3 protein-coding genes are annotated in these 3,485 nt (G+C 47.9%); 1 reads left to right on the forward strand and 2 read right to left on the reverse strand.

Annotation, left to right across the window (positions count from 1 at the left end):
- A partial coding sequence (locus VIM87_RS21375) for a helix-turn-helix and ligand-binding sensor domain-containing protein (RefSeq protein WP_331998973.1) occupies nucleotides 1-1,970 on the forward strand: 1,970 nt, incomplete at its 5' end.
- 5 nt (nucleotides 1,971-1,975) lie between these two features.
- Here VIM87_RS21375 and VIM87_RS21380 read toward each other — a convergent pair.
- On the reverse strand, nucleotides 1,976-2,863 hold the full coding sequence (locus VIM87_RS21380) for a sugar phosphate isomerase/epimerase (protein ID WP_331998974.1): 888 nt from the start codon (nucleotides 2,861-2,863) through the stop codon (nucleotides 1,976-1,978).
- 351 nt (nucleotides 2,864-3,214) lie between these two features.
- The coding region (locus VIM87_RS21385; protein WP_331998975.1) for an SRPBCC domain-containing protein at nucleotides 3,215-3,485 on the reverse strand (271 nt) is incomplete at its 5' end.

Genomic DNA, 3,485 nt, shown 5'->3' on the forward strand with positions numbered 1-3,485 from the left:
GGTTAGGCCTGGATAATGGTATTGGCTTTATGGCCTATGACAATGCTATTAAACATATTTACCCCGAAAAGCTGAACGAAGGCGCCGGTTACTCCGCCATTCTTTTTAAGCAGCATTTATATATAGGTACTTCTAATGGCCTGTACACCGTACCTATACCTGCTGCGCAGGACCTGAGCTTTGCCAATGGCGATTTTACGCCGGTCACCGGTACCAAGGCCCCTGCCTGGGGACTGTTCACTGTAGCAGATCATCTGCTGATGGCTAACCATGAAGGGGCTTTTGAAATACAGGATGGTACCGCATCACCCATTAACACCAGCGCAGGTTACTGGAACTTTTTACCGCTGGCTGATACCGGCACCGTGCTGGCAGGCAACTATAACGGGCTGGATGTAATACGTTACCAGCATCATTCCTTTACCTCAAATGGCAACCTGCCCAACCTGAATGCCGGGGCCCGGTACATGGTTGCTGAAGATGCGCATACCGTATGGATGGCGCACCCGTACCGTGGTGTATTCCGCATTACGTTACAGCCAAACGGCAAAACAATAGTGCAAAAATTTACAGAGCAGGATGGTTTGCCGCCTTTAACCATGAATAACCTGTTTAAAATAAAAGGGCATATTGTTGTTACCACCGGACAGGGTATTTATGCGTACAATGCCGCCACTAAACGTTTTGCACCGGATCCTTATTTCCGGCAGCTGTTCGGAACAAAACAAATCCGCTACCTGAAAGAAGATGCGGATGGCAACATCTGGTTTATAGCAGCCAAGAACCTGGGCGTGGCAGATTTTTCAGGCGCGCAGCCCAGGATCATTTACTTCCCGGAGCTGAACGGCAAAATGGTGAGCAACTTTGAATATGTGTACCCTTACAACAAATACAATATACTGGCAGGGGCGGAAAAAGGCTTTTACCATATTAATTTTGAGCAGTATAAAAAAAGCAATCACCAGCTGAACATACAGCTGCGGTCCGTGAACGCCACAGGGCAAACAGACAGCCTGCTGTTTGGCGGTTACTACCCCGAAGCTAAGCAGCCTGCGCCCAGAATGGCCTACCACTTTAACTCCTTTCACTTTGAATACTCCTCCCCTTTTTATGTGAACCAGAACAGTGTGGAGTACAGCTATTACCTGCAGGGGTTTGACAAAAGCTGGTCGGCCTGGTCGCGGAAAACGGAAAAAGACTATACCAACCTGCCTGCAGGCACTTACACCTTTGCGGTAAAAGCCCAGAATAACCTGGGCAACTCATCTAACGTTAGCCATTACACGTTTACCATACTGCCGCCCTGGTACCGCACCACCTGGGCCTATGTGCTGTATTCGCTGCTGTTTGCAGCCACCCTGTTCCTGGCTTATGTGTGGCTGCGCAAGCTGTTCATTCAGCAGCGCAAAAAACATGAGGCCGAACAACAGCGCCTGTTATACCTGCACCAGCTGGAGCTGGAAAAATCAGAGAAAGAGATTGTAAAGCTGCGGAATGAAAAACTGGAGCTGGAGCTGGAATACAAGAACTCCGAAATAGCATCGGCCGCCATGCACCTGGTGCAAAAAGGAGAGCTGTTAGCCACCATCAAAGATGAAATGCTGCGCCTGAAAAAGAATTTTCATGATGAAAAGGCGGTGAAAGATTTTAAGAAGATCTTCCAGACCCTGAGCGCAGAAACGCGGGTAGACCAGGACTGGGAAAATTTTGCCATCCATTTCGATAAGACCCATGCGGATTTCCTGGGTGTGCTGAAAGCAAAATATCCCCAGCTAAGTCCTGCAGAACTAAAGCTGTGCACGTACCTGCGCATGAACCTGAGTAGTAAGGAAATAGCGCAGCTTTCCAGCATATCCGTACGGGGCGTAGAGCTGGCCCGTTACCGGTTAAGAAGAAAGCTGCAGCTGCCAACGGAAACCACCTTATTTGATTTCCTGTTACAGTTCTCCTCCGCTAAAATGGAGCAGTAGCTGTTTTATACCAGGTTCTTTTTAATGTAAGAGATGCTTTTGGCAATGCTGGCAAACGGATCGCCGGGGCATTTATCCTGCTCCACAAAAAAGTATTTTAAACCGGCAGCCTGCGCATGCTGGAATATTTTCTTAAAGTTGATGGTGCCGTTGCCTACTTCGGTGAACATATGTTCCGGCGTATTATCCATATCCTTTACATGCCAGAGCGGAAAACGGCCTTTGTGCTCATTAATGAGGTTCACCGGATCCAGGCCGGCTTTGGTAACCCAGTAAATATCCATTTCCATTTTTACCAGGTTAGCATCTGTATTCTTTAACAACAGGTCGTACGGGTATTGGCCATCCTGCTGCTGAAATTCAAAGTCGTGGTTGTGGTAGCAGAACTGGATGCCGGCTTTTTTACAGGCTTCGCCGGCCTTGTTAAAATGTTCCGCCAGCTGTTTGTAGTGGTCCAGGTTACCACGCTCCTCGGGCGCCAGGAAAGCGCATACCATGTATTTAATACCTACGGCGGCTGCATCATCCACCGCTTTGCTCCATTCGTGCAGCATGGTGCCCTGCACATCAGCGCCTTTCATCTGCTGCTCGCCCAAACGGCAATGGCTGCTGGGCATAGCTAGCCCCTGTTGTTTTAACAGGGCGGCAAAGGCTTTGGCATCCATACCATAAAATTGCTGGGTGCCGGTGTAGGTGGCGCCTTCCAGGGAGTTAAAACCCAGCTTAGCCACCCGCTGTAAGGTACCTGCGGGATCTTTCTGCATGGCATCGCGCACGGTGTACAGCTGCAGCCCTATGTATTTTGAGGGTGCGGGAAATAACGCGGAAGGCCGCACGAGTAAGCCGGCCGAAGCTAATGTAGTAGCTTTGATAAATGATCTTCTTGAAGTCATTGGAAAGAATTTCTGCTTTTAAAACGGGTAAACGCTGATTTGCTCTATAGAGGCTGAAGATAGAAATAAAAGTTTTATAAGCAGATAGTTGGGTGGTACATCATTACTACATCATAGGGGGAATGTAAAATGTAAAATCTTAAATGAAAAATATAAAAGTTGATTCAATAGTACTGCACATAGCTGACTTTTACATTTGAAATTTAGCGTTTTACATTTTACATTTTGTTACTGCTGGTATCATCCGGCACGGCTTCAAAGCCCCATCGGTTTTAGCGGGCGGTTTTTTAAATATGACTCCCGGGCTTTTAGCTTTCATGCTGGTGAACGATATTTTCATAACAGCAGTGTTTAATCCTGCTGAACAGGTTTCTCCACAAAATCTTTGAGCTGGGTGCCAATGATCTGTGTCCAGCCTTTCTGGAAGCTTTCTCTTGCAAAGTCTTTTGCGGCGGGGAAGGTTTCCAGGCCTGTGTGGGTGAGCTTCAAACGCGTTTTATCTCCCTCGGGGAACAGCTCCATGGTTACAAAAGATTCGCCGGGAAGCCCCTCATAGCGCCAGCTGTAGGTGAGCTTTTTGCCTGCTATCACCTCTGTTACCTTACAGTGGTGTATATAGGTT

The organism is Chitinophaga sp. (assembly GCF_036569125.1).
Taxonomy (GTDB): Bacteria; Bacteroidota; Bacteroidia; order Chitinophagales; family Chitinophagaceae; genus Chitinophaga.